Consider the following 14,418-nt stretch of genomic DNA (forward strand, 5'->3'; position numbering starts at 1 on the left):
ACTCTGTGGACCGTCGACGCGTGCCGGCCGCTCGGCTCCGGCCGGACGATCATTCGGGTACACGCGCCTCGTCCGGGACGAGGTCGATCACGATCACCGAGACGTTGTCCGGGGCACCCTGTCGGAGAGCTCGCTCGATCAGTCGCTGGACTGCCTCCCGCGCACCGTCGGGCGCGCCTACCTCGCCGGCCAGCAGTGACCGCAGGTCGTCAGTGCCGACGACATCGGTCAGTCCGTCGCTACAGGCGACCAGACGCATCGGCCGGGCGATCGCGAGCGTCGCCACCGACGGATCCGGTACGGCGGTGAACACCGACAGGCTCTGCGTCAGGACCGTCGCCCCGGCCCGATGCGGATCAGGTCGGCGATCAGGCCTGGTCAGCTCGCCCAGCGACCCGTCCATGACCCGGAACACCGAACTGTCGCCGACGTTGAACACACTGAGCTGGGTCGCGGTCAGCGCGATCCCGGCCACAGTCGACCCCAGCCCACGAAGACCGTGTACGTCGTCCGACACCTGCTGGATCGCCCGTGCTGCCTCGACCACCCGCTCGGTGACGACCTTCTCATCGATCCCGGGCCAGTCCGTAGCACCCAAAGTGGCGGCAGCCAGCCGCGATGCGACGGCTCCCCCTGCGTGTCCGCCGAGCCCGTCACACACCGCCACGACGTACGGCGTCTGTCCTGGTCTCAGTTCGACGGACCGGGCCAGCATCGCGTCGCGGGCGGACACCCAGGCGTCCACGAGCACGCAGTCCTGGTTCTCCTCGCGAACCCGGCCGGTATGCGTCCGCGCGGCGACGTACAGCCTCGTCATGCCTGCCCCTTCCCGAGTACGTCCACAGTCAGTACCGCGGCCTTGCCGAGCCGGATCTCGTGCTGCCCTGGCGCCAACGACAGCGGTACGTCGCTCGCCGCACGCCCGTCGACCTTTGTCCCGTTGGTCGATCTCAGGTCGACGAGTGTCACCTCCGACGTGCGCACCGCGAGACGCGCGTGCTCGCGCGAAACACCGTGGAACCTCTCGAGGCCGTCCGCGATACGTGCATCAGGGCTGTCACGGCCGATCACGACGACATCCCCAGGCTTGATGCCGACCGTTCCCCCGTTCGGCAGGTGCAGGCGAACCGAAGAGATGTCTGCCCGCGAGCCTTGCGACGCGACCGGAGCGCCGCACCGATGGCAGGTCGTCGCATCATCTGGACAGTGCTCGCCGCACCGCGGGCACGCGCCCGTTTGTTCGCTGGGCGACTCCACCGGCGCCTCGTGAATCGTCTCGATCGCAACCGGCGCCTCCTCTGCCACTCCGGCCAGGAAGACCTGGCAGCTGGGACAGAGCAGCAGGCTGTCGTCGATCCCGGGCGTCTTGCAGACAGAACAGGTCACGGTCGCCATGACACCTCGCCCAGATCGACACCGCGTTCGTGCAGCCGGCCGGCGAACTCGTCGAGCTCGCCGCGTTGCGGGATGCCGACCAGGAAGACCGCTCCCTGGTCGACGGTCACCTCGAGTCCTGGGCTGCTCACCGCGGTCCATCTCTCGTATCGGTCGCGTACGGCCGCCGACCGGTAGTGGACCGTCTGGTTGCTCGACGCCACTAACCGGCCGGCCGCCGGCAGGTCCTGCCGAAACGGCCCGGCAACCACGCAGTCCGCCATCGACACCAGTCGCGGTGCGGATCGCCTCGCGGCGGCGTACGGGCGCCCGCTGAAAACCAGGACGTCGACCGGTCCGACGAGCTTCCGGACCTGTCCAACCACGGTGGCGACAGCGTCCGGCTGACTCGTCGGCTCACCGCCGGTGATCGTCAGACCGTCCAGCTCTCCGGAACGGATCTGCTCGGCCAAAGTCGCCGCGACCTCGTCGACCGTCAGGTCGCGGCCGCCGTTCGGATCCCAGGTGTCGACCGACGCGCAGCCGATACAGCCGATCGCACAACCCTGGACCCACAACACGACCCGTCGACCCGGGCCGAGGGCGGTGACCGGCGCAAGGATCCGGGCGACGCGGAGCGTCAGACCAGCTTCGCCGTGAGCCATCCGCCCTCCTCCCGGACCAGCTCTTTCACCGTGACGCTGGTGGTTTCCGGCGAGAGGTCGAAGAGGGCGCGACCCAGTGGGTTCACCAGCACCGATTCGACCGTCCGGCCGACACCCCGTCCCCCCTTGGACAGGTCGGCGACGGCGAGCCGGATCACGTCGCGCCGTACCTCGTCGGCCAGCGTCAGCTCGAGACCGTTCTGGGTCGCCGCCCGCTCGAGCACATTGGCGATGAATCCTTCGGCCAGCACCTCCGCCGTCACCGGATCGATGTAGTCGAACACGACGATGTTGTCCTCGCCGATCCGGCCGAGCAGCTCAGGCCGCCTGATCTCATGCGTGAACTCGTGCTCGATCGCCTGCTTGATCACCGTCACGAGCTCGTCGCCGACCGGAACCGGCTGCCCGGGCTGCACGGCCGGCACGCCCAGATTCGAGGTGAAGACGATGATCGCCTCGCCGAAGTGGACCGTGTCGCCGCTGCCGTCGGTCAGCCGTCCGTCGGACAGGATCTGCAGGAACTTGTCCAGGATCCGTTTGTCCGCCTTCTCGACCTCGTCGAACAGCACCACACAGAACGGCCGCTGCCGGACCGCGTTGGTCAGCTCTCCGCCTTCGCCATGTCCCTCGTAGCCGGGCGGCGATCCGATCAGCCGCGCCTCGGAGTGCTCCGCCGAGAACTCCGACATGTCGAACCGGATGTACGCGTTCTCGTCACCGAAGATCAGCTCGGTGATGCGCTTGGCGAGCTCGGTCTTGCCGACGCCGGTCGGGCCGGCGAAGAACAGGATGCCGCGAGGGCCGGCCGAATCGCCGCCGCGCTCCGCGCCGGTCATCCCCGTGTTCGAACGGATCAGGATGTCCAGCGCATGCCGAACCGCGCGCCGTTGACCCTTCACCTTCGACGAGAGGACGGCCTCGCCGGTCCGGATCCGGTCCCGGAGCTCCGGCTGTGCCCACGGGTTGTCCGTCATGCCGGTCCGGTACGCACGGACCGCGTCGTCGATCCGCTCGGGGCCGAGGTTCTGGTCCAGCGCGAGCTGGGTTGTGGCAATCATGGCGTGCAGCGACATCCCATCCGACCGTTCCGCGAAACGGGTGGCGGCTGTGTCCAGGGTCGATGCGGGCAGGTTCGTACCGCCGGGCATCGAGGCGACCAGTCCACGGGCCAGTCGGAGGCGCATGCTGAGCTCCGGCTGCGGCACCGGGATCTGGCGGATCCCCTCGGACCCGCCGGCCAGCCAGGGCGGCAGATCGGCAGGGCGGTCGACCAGCCACAGGAACGGGTTGTACAGACCGGATGTCCGCTCGCTGCCCGCTACGACCGGTCGGGCGTCGTGGATGACTGTCAGAGCAGCCTGCATGAACGCATGCTCCGCTTCGGACGGCGGCGTACCGGCTGGCCGCCACTGGGAGACGTAGTCGATCGTGAGGGCCAGGCGCGCGTCCCGGCAGGATGTGACGGAACGCAGTAAGGCGGTCAGCTGATCCGGACCGACCGGTCGGTCGGCGAGATCGCCGGACAAGCCGGTGACCCGGGTCACCAGTTGGTGGGCTGCCTGTTCGTTCGGCAGCACCCGCAGGCCGACCGGGGTGTGCCGGATGACCGCGGAGTAGCCGCTACGGCGGAGCGTGTCCCACAAGGCCTGGTGGAGGTCGAGTGGTTGCCAGCCACCGCCTTCACGGGGCACCAGGTACCTGTCCCGCAGATTGCCGTGGAGTACGTACGCCGGTGTCACGGTCAGGCCCGCGTCGATCTCCTGCAGCCACAGGGGGTGCTCCTGCAGCCCGCGCGCACTCACGGGAGCCGCTTCTGCTTCTGCTTGGCCTGCTTCTGGATCGCCGTTCGACGGAGCTGCCGCTGCGGTGCGAGCTTCCCGGGTTCATTGCGGTACGTCATGTCCGTCGGAATTCCGCGATCACCCAAGCGGTCCATCAGCTTGTCCACCTGGTCACACGAAGACCGATCGAAGCCCAGGTCGTCGCGCCCATCGGTGTCGTCGAAGGCGACCGGGATGGTGTGTACGTCGGGCGCCTCCTCGGGGAACACCAACTTGAGACCGTGATGCGGCCAGTCCGGGGTGGAGGCCATCGCCACGGTTGCTCCCCCGGAGTCCGACGGGTCGAGGTCGACGGAGTACCCCATCTCCCGCAGCACGGCGCCGGCCTGGTCGAGGGTGAACCGGCGATCGGCCTCGCGGGTCCGGTGCTGATCGAGAACCTTGAGCGCGGCGGCAACCTTCGCCAGGTCGTCGTCGACGCGCAGCCCGTCCACGATCGCTCGCGCACGTCGACCGGGATCCGAGTCGGAGTCGAGCAGAACCGCGTACTCGTACCGCAGCTCCTGAGCTTGCCGTTCCTGGCGTTCCTTTGCCCGCTGTCGCCTGATCGCACCGGTGATTCTGGTCTCCAACTCGGTCAGGAAGCTCTGGGCCTTCGCGTAGCCGGCGTCGCGATCGGTGACTACCTGCGCGAGCTTCTGCAGATCGGCCTGGATCGACTCGTCCAACCCGAGAGCGATCCCGAGAACCGCCTCGACGCGACCGGCCAGCACGTCGACCGGATCCGCTTCCTTCGGCTGACCGGTACTCCGCCGACTCGCCGCTTCCTCGCTGCTCAGCCGGAACCGGAGGCTCGGCAGCGCGACCTGGAGAGCCTGCAGCTCGACAGAGACCATGTCCCGGGCCCGATCGACCCGGCTCTGGGCGTGGGCCTGCAGAAGCGCCTGCTCCTCGACGGCAAGCTCGCTCTCGATCTGGACCAGCCGGGACATATCGGCCCGGTCGAGCGACTTGGCCCGCGTCTCCCGGACCTGCTTGGCGGCTGCCGGCTCCACTGACGCCCGCAACATCAGCACCGTCGACCGACGGGCTTGAACCCTCGCCCGTACCGCGTCCGCCGCCCGACGCCGCTGCTCGGCGGCGCTGACCACCTGGTAGCGGAACCCAGTTGACCCACTCATGCCGTACCCCTCCAGGACCCACCCATACCGTGATCTGACGGACAGGCCGGACCGGAGACAGCAGAACCGCCCCGGTCCGACAGGACCAGGGCGGTTCTTGGGTACTTCGAGCTTCTACAGGTACTGACCCGTGTTGGTCGCGGTGTCGATGGAGCGACCTGGTTCGGTGCCCTGCTTGCCGGAGATGAGCGTCCGGATGTAGACGATCCGCTCGCCCTTCTTGCCGGAGATCCGGGCCCAGTCGTCCGGGTTGGTGGTGTTCGGCAGGTCCTCGTTCTCCTTGAACTCGTCCACGCAGGCCTGCAGCAGGTGCTGCACCCGCAGACCCTTCTGCTTCTCGTCCAGGAACGCCTTGATCGCCATCTTCTTCGCCCGGTCGACGATGTTCTGGATCATCGCGCCCGAGTTGAAGTCCTTGAAGTACAGGACCTCCTTGTCACCGTTGGCGTAGGTGACCTCGAGGAAGCGGTTCTCGTCGGCCTCGGTGTACATCCGCTCGACCGTGCGCTGGATCATCCCGTCCACACAGCCCCGCCGGTCGCCGCCGAACTCGCCCAGATCGTCGTCGTGCAGCGGCAGGTTGGGGGTCAGGTACTTCGAGAAGATGTCCCGCGCCGCCTCCGCGTCGGGGCGCTCGATCTTGATCTTCACGTCCAGCCGGCCGGGCCGCAGGATCGCCGGGTCGATCATGTCCTCGCGGTTGGAGGCACCGATGACGAGGACGTTCTCCAGCCCCTCGACACCGTCGATCTCGCTCAGCAACTGCGGGACGATGGTGTTCTCCACGTCGGACGACACACCGGATCCGCGGGTGCGGAACAGCGAGTCCATCTCGTCGAAGAACACGATCACCGGCATGCCCTCGGAAGCCTTCTCCCGGGCCCGCTGGAAGACCAGGCGGATGTGCCGCTCGGTCTCGCCGACGTACTTGTTCAGCAGCTCGGGGCCCTTGATGTTCAGGAAGAACGACTTCTGCTCGGCCACCCCGGTACGCTCCGCGACCTTCTTGGCCAGCGAGTTCGCCACCGCTTTCGCGATCAGCGTCTTGCCGCAGCCGGGTGGGCCGTAGAGCAGCACGCCCTTCGGCGGCTTCAGCTCGTGCTCGAGGAACAGGTCCTTGTGCAGGTACGGCAACTCGACCGCGTCCCGGATCGCCTCGATCTGGCCGGCCAGACCGCCGATCTGGGTGTAGTCGATGTCCGGGACCTCTTCGAGCACCAGCTCCTCGACCTCGGACTTCGGGATCTTCTCGTAGACATAGCCGGAGCGGGGCTCCAGCAGCAGCGAGTCGCCGGTGCGCAGCGCGATGTCGAGCAGCGGCGACGCCAGTCGCACCACGCGCTCCTCGTCGGCCTGCGCGATCACCAGCGCCCGCTCGCCGTCGGCGAGCAGCTCCTTCAGCATCACGACATCGCCGACGACCTCGAAGTCGCAGGCCTCGACGACGTTGAGTGCTTCGTTGAGCATCAGTTCCTGGCCGAGCTTGAGCGCGTCCAGGTCGACCGACGGGCTCGCCGCGACCCGGAGTTTCCGGCCGCCGGTGAACACGTCGAGCGTGTCGTCTTCGTTCCGTCCGAGGAAGGTGCCGAATCCGGACGGCGGTTGCGCCAGCCGGTCGACTTCCTCCTTCAGGGCGATGATCTTCTCTCGCGCCTCCCGCAGCGTGTCCGCCAGCCGCTCGTTCTGAGCGGTGACACTCGCCAAGGAGGCCTGGGTTTCGGACAGTCTGCTCTCGAGCGACCGGCTGTCCGCCGGGTGCTCGAGCAGCCGACGTCGCAACGCCGCGACTTCGGCCTCCAGGTACCGGACCTGGTTACGCAGTTCTGCCGCGGTAGGACTCTCGTCTCCAGCCACGATCATCACCTCACCATGTGGGGCTCGACCCTATGGACCTTACCCAGAAAACCTCGCCGGGCAAGCTGAATCCCATCACGTGTCGGTTGCGGATGGAGTCCGTTGCCTACGGCATGTCGCCGGAAGTTTCCGAGGATACTTCGGACGACGGCTCCGCGCGGCGGGGACCGGCGTAGTCGTCGCCGTACGCGCCCGGTGCCGGACGGCGCTTCTTCCGGGGTGCCTGCACCCCGTGCGCCATCCTCCGGGCAGTGACCAGGAAGGCCGTGTGTCCTTGCATCCGGTGGCCCGGACGGACGGCGAGACCCTCTACATGCCAGTCTCGCACGAGAGACTCCCACGCGCGCGGCTCGGTGAATTCGCCGTGTGCCCTCAGCGTCTCCACAACACGGCTCAGCTGCGTTGTGGTGGCCACGTAGGCACAGAACACACCCCCGGGTGAAAGTGCCTCAGAGACCACGTCAACGCACTCCCACGGCGCGAGCATGTCGAGGATGACGCGGTCGACGTCCTGCTCGTTCAGCTTCTCGACCAGGTCGCCCACCTCGAGCCGCCAGGCCGGGTGCTCGCCGCCGAAGAAGCCGGTCACGTTCTTCCGCGCGACCTCGGCGAAGTCCTCGCGGCGCTCGAACGAGATCACCTGTCCGTGGATCCCGACCGCCCGCAGCAGCGCGGTCGTCAGCGCACCGGAACCGGCGCCGGCCTCGACCACCTTCGCGCCCGGGAAGATGTCGGCCATCGTGACGATCTGCGCGGTGTCCTTCGGGTAGATCACGGCGGCGCCGCGCGGCATCGAGACCGAGTAGTCGGCCATCAGCGGCCGCAGCGCGAGGTACTCGACGTTGCCCTTGGACCGGATCGTGACCGCGTCCGGGCCGTCGATCAGCTGGTCGTGGTCGATCCCGCCCTTGGTGGTGTGGAAGGTCTTCCCGCGCTCCAGCTTGACCGAGTGCCGGCGGCCCTTGGAGTCCTGCAGGGTGATCCACTCGCCCTCCTGCAGCGGTCCGTGATGGACCCCGGAGAACGCCTGGTCGGGAAAGTCGCGCAAGTCAGCCATAAGGCGCTCACCTTAACTTTCGGTCACCGGAACCGAAGAATCAGCGGCTGTTCAACGGCCTCTGAAAGCGCGTTCTATGTCGGTGGTCGCGAGGACGCCGTAGACGCCGCCGTCGGCGTCCAGGACCAGGTACTCCGAGGCGGGGTGCTCACGGAGTGTGGCGAGGATCTCCTCGCCGGTGTCGTTGACGCCGATGATGTGGCCCGCACCGATCCGGGTGGAGACCTCGCTGACCGTGGTCCACGGACGCTGGTTCGGTGCGACCGCGGCGACCGCGGTCTCGGACACCAGGGCGTGCGGCTTGCCCTCGCCGTCGATCACCACGACCGCTCCCGCGTGCGCCTCCCCGGCCAGCCGGACGGCCTCGGCAAGCGGCGTACCGGAATGTACGGCGATGGCGCGGCGGGCCATCGTCCGGACCTGGATGGCGGGCAGCTTGCGCCGCAGCCGGGCCTGCATCAGGGACGCGGTCGAGCCGGACCAGAGGAAGAAGCCGACGAGCAGGGCGATCAGGAAGTCGATCATCGAGGGTTGCCGGCCCCAGATCTCCTCCAGCAGGACCGGGAGCGCCAGCACCGCCATCGCGAGGATCCGCCCGGCCCACGCGGCCGCGATCGTGCCGGTGTGCATGTTGCCGGTGAACTTCCAGACGATCGCCCGCAGCACCCAGCCGCCGTCGAGCGGCAGGCCGGGCAGCAGGTTCGTGACGCCGACGATCAGGTTCGCGACGCCGAGCTCCCAGAGGGCGACGTACCCGACGCCCTCGTCGAAGGCGCGGGACCCTAGGTACGCGAGTCCGCCGACGATCAGGGACGCGATCGGTCCGACGACCGAGACCGCGAACTCCTCGAGCGGGGACTTCCGCTCCCCCTCGATATGCGTGCCGGCCGCGAAGAAACCGAGGTTGATCTCGGAGACGCCGATGCCGAACTTCATCGCCATCAGCGCGTGCGCGAGCTCGTGGATCAGGATCGACACCGTGAACGCGACCACGAAGGCGAACGCGGCGACGTACCGCCAGCCGCCGAGCTCGGGGAACTGCTGCCCGATGATCGCCGCGAAGCCGATCGCGAGCAGCATCGCCACCGGCAGCCAGGTGAACCGCATGGTCAGCCGGATGCCGCGGACGCGCCCCAGCACCCACGTTCCGGGCGGGGTCGGGCCGGCCGGCTGGGCGGGGTTCTGAGGGTCACGCGAGTCTGGCATCACCCCAACGCTACTTGGCCGGTGTTAACTCGCTGCTACACACCCACCGTCAGCGTGGCGACGTACCCGCTGGAGACGTCTCCGGTGACGGTCGCGAGCTGGTGTACGCCGTCGTCGTCGCCGAACACGTTGTCGTCTTCCAGCGACGTCTGGCTGAGGTTCCGCGCGCTGCCGTCGTACCCGTCCGTGGCGTAGACCGTGCTGCAGACGTCCTTCGGGAGAGCGAGTTGCGACGTACGAGTGATCTGGCCGGCCTTGGTGGCCTCAGCGGTGCTGGCGTAGACCTCGAAGTGGATGTGCGGCCAGCGCCCCATGTACGCGGCCGGGAAGATCGTCGTGAAGGTGACCTTGCCGGAGCCGTCCGCTGCCTGGACGCCGCGGAGGTAGTTCTCGTTCGTCACGCCGTCGGAGTACAGCGAGTACCGGCCCTCGGCGTCGCAGTGCCAGAGGTAGACGGCGGCGCCTTCGAGGGCCTTGTCCTGGTCGGCGTCGACGACGATCAGCTCGACGGTCAGCGGTACGCCGGTGGCGACGCCGGACGCGGAGCCGAACGACTTGGTGATGTCGCTGCGGACGATGCCTGACTGGGTGAGGACGTTGGGCCCGTTGGAGCCGTCGCCCGGGTACGGTCCGCCGGTCTCCTGCGGGATCTCGTCGACCTCTATAGCGGCATCGGTGGTCGCGCTCGAGCTGGTCGACGGCGTAGCACTCGTCGACGTGCTGCTCGGCGTGCTCGTCGTCGTACCGTCGTCCGTCGTGCAGCCGGCGACGGCGGCGAGACCGGCGGCCGTGAACAGGCCGAGGAAGCGGCGCCGGTGCAGAGTCGCGAGGTCGTACTCGAGACCGCGGTCGTGGTTCGGAGGAGGCTGCGTCGGTGGCGTCATGCATCGAGCATGACAACGCGGCCCGCCGACCGGCCGTGAGTCTGCTGGGAGTTTGCTGTGAGTCGCGCTGTGAAGCGGTTTTCCACAGGCTCGGGGTGGGGGCGGGCGAACTGTCGGTGGTTGTGCCTAGGGTTTGGTGCATGAGCGCTGCAGCTGCTGTCGATCCGCACGTGCATCCGCGCGGGGCGTTGTCGCCGTCCCGGGCCGCGGACTTCATGAGCTGCCCGCTGAAGTACCGGTTCCGGGTGGTCGACCGCCTGCCGGAGAAGCCGTCGGCGGCCGCGGTGCGCGGGACCGTGGTGCACGCGGTGCTGGAGCGGCTGTTCGACCTGCCGCGCGGCGAGCGGACGCTGGAGCAGGCTGCGCAGATGCTCGAGCCGCAGTGGCAGCGACTGCTGGAGGAGGAGCCGGAGGTCGCGGAGCTGTTCGCGGAGGACGCGGACGGCGAGGAGCTCGCGAAGTGGCTGGCCGAGGCGCACCAGTTGCTCGGCAAGTACTTCGCACTCGAAGACCCGAACGCGCTGGAGCCCGCCGAGCGGGAGCTGTACGTCGAGACCGCGCTGGACTCCGGTCTGGTCCTGCGGGGGTACGTCGACCGCCTCGACGTGGCGCCGACCGGCGAGATCCGGGTCGTCGACTACAAGACCGGTCGCTCGCCGTCGGAGTTCTTCGAGGCGAAGGCGCTGTTCCAGATGAAGTTCTACGCGCTGGTGCTGTGGAAGCTGCGCGGCGTGGTGCCGGCGATGCTGCAACTGGTCTATCTCGGCAACGGGGAGATCGTCCGCTACGTCCCCGACGAGGCCGACCTGCGCGCCTGCGAACGCAAGGTCTCGGCACTGTGGGTCGCAATCACCCGAGCTCTCGATTCCGGCGACTGGCGCCCCAGCAAAGGCCCGCTCTGCGAATGGTGCGACCACAAGGCCATCTGCCCGGCCTGGGGCGGCACGCCCCCACCGCTCCCGACCCGCTCGGTGGAGGAAGTCGCCGCCGAGTCGGCAGGCATAGACCTGATCACAGTCGACGGTTAGTCGTGCCCTCGCCCCGGCAGAGGAACCCTGGGTGGATACGGTTCGTCGCATGAGTGTGGGCGATGTGGCGGTGCGAGCGACCGGCGTCTGGAAGCGGTACGGCGGTGGCCTCACCCAGGTGGATGCGCTGGCCGGCGTGAGCGCGGACTTCGGAAAAGGCCGGTTCACCGCGATCATGGGGCCGTCGGGCTCCGGCAAGTCGACGCTGCTGCACTGTCTGGCGGGGCTGGACAAGCCGTCCGAGGGCAAGGTCTTCCTCGGTGACGTCGACCTGACCACGCTGCCCGAGAAGCAGCTCACGCATCTGCGCCGCGACCGGATCGGCTTCGTGTTCCAGGCGTTCAACCTGGTCCCGACGCTGTCCGCGCTGGAGAACATCACACTCCCCCTCGACCTGGCCGGCCGTAAACCCGACCAGGATTGGCTGACCACGGTCGTCGACACGATCGGCCTGATGGACCGTCTCCGCCACAAGCCGTCCGAGCTGTCCGGCGGCCAGCAGCAGCGTGTCGCCTGTGCCCGCGCGCTGGTCTCCCGCCCGGACGTGGTGTTCGCCGACGAGCCGACCGGCAACCTCGACTCGCGATCGTCCGGGGACGTCCTCGACTTCCTGCATCGCTCGGTCCGGGAGTTCAACCAGACGGTCGTGATGGTCACCCACGACCCGACGGCCGCGTCGTACGCCGACCGCGTCCTGTTCCTGGCCGACGGGCAGCTGCAGTCCGAGCTGGTCGATCCCACCGCGGAGTCCGTCCTCGACGCGATGAAGCAACTGGAGGCCCGGCACGAGACCGCGGGCGAGCTGGCCGGCTGATGTTCAAGCTCGGCCTCCGTTCGGTGCTCGCGCACCGGCTCCGCTTCGTGCTGTGCACGCTCGCCGTCACCCTCGGCGTCGCGTTCGCCGGCGGCGCGATGGTCTTCACCGACAGCCTGTCCACGGCGCTGAAGAAGAACTTCGCCGTCAGTACGGCGGACGTCACCGTCACGCCGGCGTCCCCGATCGAGACCGGCACGGACCGCCCCGCCACCTTCCAGATCGACCTCGTCGACCGCATCGCCGCCGTACTCGGAGTGGCCGCCGCGATCCCGCAGCTCATGGTCAGCAACGTGCAGATCCTCGGCCCCGACGGGAAGGTGCTGGAGAACTACGGTCTGACGTCCTTCGGCGCCGCCTGGCCGCGGGACCCCGCTGCGGCGCCGTTCAAGCTCGTCGACGGTACGGCGCCCTGGGGCGGCGGCCAGTTGGCGCTCGACGAGTCGACCGCGAGCCGCGCGGGCTACCACGTCGGCGACCAGGTCCGGATCGTCACGCCGACCCGCGCCGTCACCGCGACGCTCACCGCGACCACGACCCCCGCGCAAGCCGGTGCGGCCGCCGGTGCGCCGCTGGTCAGCTTCGACGGCGCGACCGCTCAGCTCCTGCTGCTCGGCAAGCCCGGCTGGACGTCGATCACCGTCTCGCTCGAGCCGGGTTCCGACCCGAACGTGGTCAGCAAGGCGATCGCGGACACCATGGGCGACTCGGTCAAGGTCCGGACCGCGAAGCAGGTCACCACCGACGGCGAACACGACCTGGACAACACCTTCGGCGGCTTCGGCACCGTGCTGCTCCTGTTCGCCGCCCTCGCGCTCTTCGTCGGCGGGTTCCTGATCGTCAACACGTTCGCGATGGTCGTCGCGCAACGGTCCCGGGAGCTCGCGATGCTCCGCGCGATCGGCGCGTCCCGCGGCCAGATCACCGGCACGGTGCTCGCCGAGAGCGTGATCATCGGCTTCGTCGGAGCGACGCTCGGCCTGCTGGTGGGCATCGGCGTGGCCTCCGGGATCCGGTTCGGCTACGAGCTGCTCGACCTGCGCATCCCGACCGCGTCGCTGCAGGTCACACCCACCACGATCATCGTCTGCTACCTCATCGGTATCGGCGTGACGGTCGCCGCCGCGGCCCCCGCCGCCCGCCGGGCCGGGAAGCTCCCACCTGTCGCAGCGATGCGCGACGACGTCCACGTCCCGGAACGCTCGCTGCTCGTCCGGGTGCTGATCGGCGCCTTCATGCTGCTCATGGCCGTCCTCTTCTTCGGCATCGGCGTGGGCGCCGGCGGACTCCCCGGCACCGTCCTGATCACGCTCGGCACTGGCACCGCCGTCCTCGCGATCGTGATGCTCAACCCGATCATCAGCCGGTACGTCGTCCGCGCGCTGATGTACCCGTTCGGCCGCAAGGCGCCGGTCACCCTCGGCCGCCGCAACGCCGAGCGGAACCCACGCCGGACGTCGGCCACCGCTTCCGCGCTGATGATCTCCGTGGGGCTGATCAGCGGCCTGCTGGTCATCGGCGCCTCGGTGAAGGCGTCGATCGACAAGAGCCTGGTCGACGCGCTCGGCACCGCCGAGATCCTGATCACGAACGACGGCACCCCGAGTTTCAGCACCGAGGTCGGCGAGCGGACCGCGAAGGTCCCCGGCGTCCAGGCAGTGCAGCGGGTCCGGCAGCAGTCCGGTGAGGTCGGCAGGACGAACGTCCAGGTCACCGGAGTCAGCGACGGCACGCTGGCCGGCCCCGTCACGACAACGTTCGACGCCGGCTCGGCCGCGGCGCTCGCCGCCGGCCAGGCGATCGTCCCCCGCAACCTCGCCAAGACCCTCAAGCTCACCGTCGGGAAGCCGTTCGACCTGAAGACCACGAACGGCACCCATCGCCTGACCGTCGGCGGCGTCCTCGCCCCGAACCGGCAGCTGAACGCGATCGTCGTGTCGCTCCCGACGTACGCGACGATCGGCGGGTCGCCGAGCGACAACCTGCTGTACGTCGAAGTTGCCAAGGGCAATCAGGTGGCGGAGGTCCGGACCGGGATCCTCGACCAGCTCCGCAAGGACTACCCGACGATCGAGGTCCGCGATCAGGAGGCGTACGCCGCGGTCGCCCGGGAGCCCGTGAACGGCGTACTCGTCGCGGTCGGCTTCCTGCTCGCGATGGCGATCCTGATCGCGCTGCTCGGCATCGTGAACACGCTCGCGCTCGGCGTCGTCGAGCGGACCCGGGAGATCGGCCTGCTGCGCGCGATCGGGATGGACCGGCCGCAGCTCAGCCGGATGCTCCGGGTCGAGTCGATCGCGATCACCTTGCTCGGCGCGTTTCTCGGCCTGGCGATCGGCGTCGCCTTCGCCGTCGCGGTGCAGTCGGCGATGGTGGACGACGGCCTCGCGGTCCGCGACATCCCGGTGCTGCAGTTGGTGATCGCGGTCGTGCTCGCGATCGTGTTCGGCGTACTGGCCGCGGTCTGGCCGTCACGCCGCGCAGCCCGACTCGACGTACTGCAAGCGATCGCTTCGGAGTGATCAGTCGGTGATCGGTCGGCGATCGTGAGGTGATGGCTCGGCGTGACGCGTG

12 protein-coding genes are annotated in these 14,418 nt (G+C 68.7%); 3 read left to right on the plus strand and 9 right to left on the minus strand.

Annotation, left to right across the window (positions count from 1 at the left end; translation table 11 throughout):
• Positions 1 to 49 precede the first annotated feature (49 nt).
• The 9 genes from OHB24_RS34410 to OHB24_RS34450 form a co-directional block, all read right to left on the minus strand.
• Positions 50 to 817 (minus strand): PP2C family protein-serine/threonine phosphatase, encoded by a 768-nt coding sequence (locus tag OHB24_RS34410; RefSeq protein ID WP_327635063.1) that lies wholly within the window; start codon positions 815 to 817, stop codon positions 50 to 52.
• Positions 814 to 1,395, minus strand: coding sequence for an FHA domain-containing protein (locus OHB24_RS34415; protein ID WP_327635064.1), 582 nt, complete (start codon positions 1,393 to 1,395; stop codon positions 814 to 816). The genes OHB24_RS34410 and OHB24_RS34415 overlap by 4 nt, the downstream gene beginning before the upstream one ends.
• Positions 1,383 to 2,039 (minus strand): 4Fe-4S single cluster domain-containing protein, encoded by a 657-nt coding sequence (locus tag OHB24_RS34420; protein ID WP_327635065.1) that lies wholly within the window; start codon positions 2,037 to 2,039, stop codon positions 1,383 to 1,385. The genes OHB24_RS34415 and OHB24_RS34420 overlap by 13 nt, the downstream gene beginning before the upstream one ends.
• A complete protein-coding gene (locus OHB24_RS34425; protein ID WP_327635066.1) occupies positions 2,015 to 3,841 on the minus strand; it encodes an AAA family ATPase in 1,827 nt (608 codons plus the stop codon). Before OHB24_RS34425 ends, OHB24_RS34420 begins: the two co-directional genes overlap by 25 nt.
• Positions 3,838 to 5,001, minus strand: coding sequence for a hypothetical protein (locus OHB24_RS34430; RefSeq protein WP_327635067.1), 1,164 nt, complete (start codon positions 4,999 to 5,001; stop codon positions 3,838 to 3,840). Before OHB24_RS34430 ends, OHB24_RS34425 begins: the two co-directional genes overlap by 4 nt.
• A gap of 114 nt (positions 5,002 to 5,115) precedes the next feature.
• Complete coding sequence (gene arc, locus OHB24_RS34435) at positions 5,116 to 6,861, minus strand: proteasome ATPase (RefSeq protein ID WP_327635068.1); 1,746 nt, start codon at positions 6,859 to 6,861, stop codon at positions 5,116 to 5,118.
• A gap of 100 nt (positions 6,862 to 6,961) precedes the next feature.
• A complete protein-coding gene (locus OHB24_RS34440) occupies positions 6,962 to 7,912 on the minus strand; it encodes a tRNA (adenine-N1)-methyltransferase (RefSeq protein ID WP_327635069.1) in 951 nt (316 codons plus the stop codon).
• A 51-nt stretch (positions 7,913 to 7,963) separates the two neighbouring features.
• The gene (locus OHB24_RS34445) at positions 7,964 to 9,118 is read right to left on the minus strand and encodes a M50 family metallopeptidase (RefSeq protein ID WP_327635070.1); all 1,155 of its coding nucleotides are present in this window, start codon (positions 9,116 to 9,118) and stop codon (positions 7,964 to 7,966) included.
• A 35-nt stretch (positions 9,119 to 9,153) separates the two neighbouring features.
• A complete protein-coding gene (locus OHB24_RS34450) occupies positions 9,154 to 10,002 on the minus strand; it encodes an intradiol ring-cleavage dioxygenase (protein ID WP_327635071.1) in 849 nt (282 codons plus the stop codon).
• A gap of 140 nt (positions 10,003 to 10,142) precedes the next feature.
• Between OHB24_RS34450 and OHB24_RS34455 the strand changes: the two genes are divergently transcribed.
• Genes OHB24_RS34455 through OHB24_RS34465 form a run of 3 tightly spaced genes read left to right on the plus strand, consistent with a single transcriptional unit; the run spans position 10,143 to position 14,366 of the window.
• A complete protein-coding gene (locus tag OHB24_RS34455; protein ID WP_327635072.1) occupies positions 10,143 to 11,030 on the plus strand; it encodes a RecB family exonuclease in 888 nt (295 codons plus the stop codon).
• A 49-nt stretch (positions 11,031 to 11,079) separates the two neighbouring features.
• Positions 11,080 to 11,844: an ABC transporter ATP-binding protein gene (locus OHB24_RS34460; RefSeq protein WP_327635073.1), complete on the plus strand. Its 765-nt coding sequence runs from the start codon at positions 11,080 to 11,082 to the stop codon at positions 11,842 to 11,844.
• Positions 11,844 to 14,366 (plus strand): ABC transporter permease, encoded by a 2,523-nt coding sequence (locus OHB24_RS34465; protein ID WP_327635074.1) that lies wholly within the window; start codon positions 11,844 to 11,846, stop codon positions 14,364 to 14,366. Before OHB24_RS34460 ends, OHB24_RS34465 begins: the two co-directional genes overlap by 1 nt.
• The last annotated feature ends 52 nt before the right edge of the window (positions 14,367 to 14,418 follow it).

It is taken from the genome of Kribbella sp. NBC_00482, from assembly GCF_036013725.1.
Lineage (GTDB): Bacteria > Actinomycetota > Actinomycetes > Propionibacteriales > Kribbellaceae > Kribbella.

Excerpts from the sequence above, each read along its gene's own strand:
- OHB24_RS34410 (WP_327635063.1), bottom strand. The coding sequence starts at position 817 with ATGACGAGGCTGTACGTCGCCGCGCGGACGCATACCGGCCGGGTTCGC.
- OHB24_RS34415 (WP_327635064.1), bottom strand. The coding sequence starts at position 1,395 with ATGGCGACCGTGACCTGTTCTGTCTGCAAGACGCCCGGGATCGACGAC.
- OHB24_RS34420 (WP_327635065.1), bottom strand. The coding sequence starts at position 2,039 with ATGGCTCACGGCGAAGCTGGTCTGACGCTCCGCGTCGCCCGGATCCTT.
- OHB24_RS34430 (WP_327635067.1), bottom strand. The coding sequence starts at position 5,001 with ATGAGTGGGTCAACTGGGTTCCGCTACCAGGTGGTCAGCGCCGCCGAG.
- arc (WP_327635068.1), bottom strand. The coding sequence starts at position 6,861 with ATGATCGTGGCTGGAGACGAGAGTCCTACCGCGGCAGAACTGCGTAAC.
- OHB24_RS34440 (WP_327635069.1), bottom strand. The coding sequence starts at position 7,912 with ATGGCTGACTTGCGCGACTTTCCCGACCAGGCGTTCTCCGGGGTCCAT.
- OHB24_RS34445 (WP_327635070.1), bottom strand. The coding sequence starts at position 9,118 with ATGCCAGACTCGCGTGACCCTCAGAACCCCGCCCAGCCGGCCGGCCCG.
- OHB24_RS34450 (WP_327635071.1), bottom strand. The coding sequence starts at position 10,002 with ATGACGCCACCGACGCAGCCTCCTCCGAACCACGACCGCGGTCTCGAG.
- OHB24_RS34455 (WP_327635072.1), top strand. The coding sequence starts at position 10,143 with ATGAGCGCTGCAGCTGCTGTCGATCCGCACGTGCATCCGCGCGGGGCG.
- OHB24_RS34460 (WP_327635073.1), top strand. The coding sequence starts at position 11,080 with ATGAGTGTGGGCGATGTGGCGGTGCGAGCGACCGGCGTCTGGAAGCGG.
- OHB24_RS34465 (WP_327635074.1), top strand. The coding sequence starts at position 11,844 with ATGTTCAAGCTCGGCCTCCGTTCGGTGCTCGCGCACCGGCTCCGCTTC.